At 74.1% G+C, this 2,613-nt stretch carries 2 protein-coding genes and 1 pseudogene; 1 reads left to right on the top strand and 2 read right to left on the bottom strand.

Annotated features, from left to right (window positions below):
• Window positions 1–2,042, bottom strand: a 2,042-nt coding sequence (gene pepN / locus JNW87_RS37355) for an aminopeptidase N (protein WP_238455345.1), incomplete at its 3' end; no start/stop codon positions are given.
• A 66-nt stretch (window positions 2,043–2,108) separates the two neighbouring features.
• Between pepN and JNW87_RS37350 the strand changes: the two genes are divergently transcribed.
• The gene (locus JNW87_RS37350; protein WP_089013001.1) at window positions 2,109–2,327 is read left to right on the top strand and encodes a DUF397 domain-containing protein; all 219 of its coding nucleotides are present in this window, start codon (window positions 2,109–2,111) and stop codon (window positions 2,325–2,327) included.
• Window positions 2,328–2,373: 46 nt separating this feature from the next.
• Here JNW87_RS37350 and JNW87_RS37345 read toward each other — a convergent pair.
• Window positions 2,374–2,613 (bottom strand): annotated as a pseudogene (locus JNW87_RS37345) (hypothetical protein); the annotation flags it as partial.

Raw genomic sequence — 2,613 nt, 5'->3', positions numbered from 1 at the left:
AGGCGCAGCAGCAGCGCCCAGCGCAGGTCGGCGTCCACGGCGAGCCCCGCCGGCACGCCGTCGCCGGCCAGCCAGCCGCCGAGCAGCGCGGTGTCGGTGGTCGACGAGATCAGGCCCCGGGCCGCGGCGAGCTGGAGCGACCCGCCGGGCGGCGCCCCGGCGAGCAGCGTCGCGCAGGCCCCGGCGACCCGCAGCAGGGCCGCGTCGCGGGCCAGCGGGTCCAGGTAGCGGTCGATCAGGCCGCGGCTGAGGGTGAGCACGTCCTCCGCGATGATCACCTCGGTCTCGGCGGGCAGCGCCGCCGCGATCAACGCCACGAGGGCGGCGACGGGCCGCTCCCCGTCGGTGGCCGCGTCGAGCGCCTCACCCCAGAGCAGCGCCCGGGCCAGCGGGTCGGCCAGCGCCGGCAGCACCATCGGCACCGCGTCGGCGGAGGCCGGGTCGAGGCGGATCTTGGCGAAGGTCAGGTCACCGGCGTTGGGCAGCAGCAGGCCGGTGGCGGCCTCGCCGACCAGTCGGTCCAGCTCGGTACGACCCTTGTCGGCGTCCGGGTCCAGGTCCACCTCGAACCGGCTGGCGGTGCCGTCGGCGGCGTACCGGCCGACGCCGATGCGGTGCGGGCGCAGCACCGGGTACGCCTCCGGCGCGGTCTGCACCACCGCCGCCTCGGTCCACCGGCCGTCGACGTCCACCGCCGTCTCCATCCGCAGCGTGTTCACCTGGGGGCGGCGCAACCAGCGCTCGGCCCAGTCGGTGAGGTCCCGCCCGCTGGCGGCGCTGAGGCTGGCGAGCAGGTCGGCCAGGGTGGCGTTGCCGAACCGGTGCGCGGCGAAGTGCGCGTTCAGCCCGGCCAGGAAGACGCCGTCGCCGAGCCAGGCGACGAGCTGCCGCAGCACGCTGGCGCCCTTGGCGTACGAGATGCCGTCGAAGTTGAGCAGCCCCTGCGCGGCGTCCGCGACCTCCTCCGGCGCGACGGGGTGGGTGGAGGGCCGCTGGTCGGCCGCGTACCCCCAGGCCTTGCGGCGCATGGCGAAGGTCGTCCACGCCTGGTCGAAGCGGGTGGCCTCGGCGGTCACCCGGGTGCCCAGGTACTCCGCGAAGGACTCGTTCAGCCAGAGGTCGTCCCACCAGCGCATGGTCACCAGGTCGCCGAACCACATGTGCGCCATCTCGTGGGCGATGGTGGTGGCGCGCAGCTCGCGCTGGGTGTCGGTGACCGCGGAGCGGAAGACGTAGTCGTCCCGCAGGGTCACCAGGCCCGGGTTCTCCATCGCGCCGGCGTTGAACTCGGGCACGAACGCCTGGTCGTACTTGCCGAACGGGTAGCGCTCGGCGAAGAGCTGATGGAACCGGTCGAGGCACTGCCTGGTGACGGTGAAGATCTCGTCGGCGTCGGCGTCCAGGTGGGCGGCGAGGGAGCGCCGGCAGTACACGCCGAGCGGGATGCCGTCGTGCTCGTCGTGCCGGACGTGCCACGGCCCGGCGATCAGCGTGAAGAAGTACGTCGCCAGCGGCGCGGTCGGGGCGAACTCCCAGCGCCCCGGCGCGGGCCGGGCGGCGACCTGGCCGTTGGCTGCGACCGTCCACTCCGGCGGGGCGGTGAGCGAGAGCGTGACCGGCGCCTTCAGGTCCGGCTGGTCGAACGCGGCGAAGATGCGCTGCACGTCGTCGAGGAACGACATCGCATACAGGTACGTCTCGCCGTCGGCCGGGTCGACGAAGCGGTGGATCCCCTCGCCGGTGTTCGAGTACGCCATCTCGGCGCGGACGGTCAGCGTGTTCTCCGCGGCCAGGCCGGTCAGTGGCAGCCGGTTGTCGGCCAGCGCGGCGGGGTCGAGCTCCCGGTCGTTCAGCCGCGCCTCGATCAGGCCGGCGGGTTTGACCTCGGCGAAGGTCTCGGCGCCGGGGGTGGCCCGGAACCGGATGGTGACGGCGGAGCGGAACCGCTCGCCGGTACCGGTCAGGTCGAGGTCCACCTGGTAGGACTCGACGGTAATCAACGCGCCACGCGCGGTCGCCTCTACACGGGTCAGGCTTGGCATCCGCTTATCCTGCCCGATGGGGATCCGGACGGGCTTCCCGTGAGGCATGGCGATGGAGGAACAACGATGGGTCAGCACCCCAAGGGCGACTTCGACCTCACCCGGGCGGTCTGGCAGCGGGCCGAGGGCGACACCTCCGACAGCGCGGTCGAGGTGGCCTTCGTCGACGATCTGATCGGCATGCGCAACTCGGCCGAGCCGGACGGGCCGGTGCTGGTCTTCACCCAGGCCGAGTGGGACGCGTTCGTCGCGGGCGCCCAGGACGGCGAGTTCGACCTGGACTGACCGCGGCGCTCCGCCGCCGGGACGGTGCGTCACCTCCCGGCGGCGCTCACAGATCACCGTCGCCCCAGCCGAGACCACCCGGACCGGGGGCGTGGTGGAAGCCCGGATGGCCGGCGACGTCGGCGCACCGCTCGCCGTCCGGCCCGACCGCCCCGCAGAACAGCCGCTCGGCCCGCTGCCAGGCGTCGGCGGGCGAGAGCGCGGCGGCACGAGCGCCAGCTCGGGGCGGAGCAGGCTCAGCGCCTCGGCGTACGCCACCGCCAGTTCCCGGGCCCGGTCGGCCGTC

It is taken from the genome of Micromonospora sp. ATA51 (assembly GCF_016802855.1).
In the GTDB taxonomy this organism is placed as follows: domain Bacteria; phylum Actinomycetota; class Actinomycetes; order Mycobacteriales; family Micromonosporaceae; genus Micromonospora; species Micromonospora sicca.
Note: the sequence above shows the minus strand (reverse complement) of the source record. Positions and strands in the feature narration are given on the sequence as shown.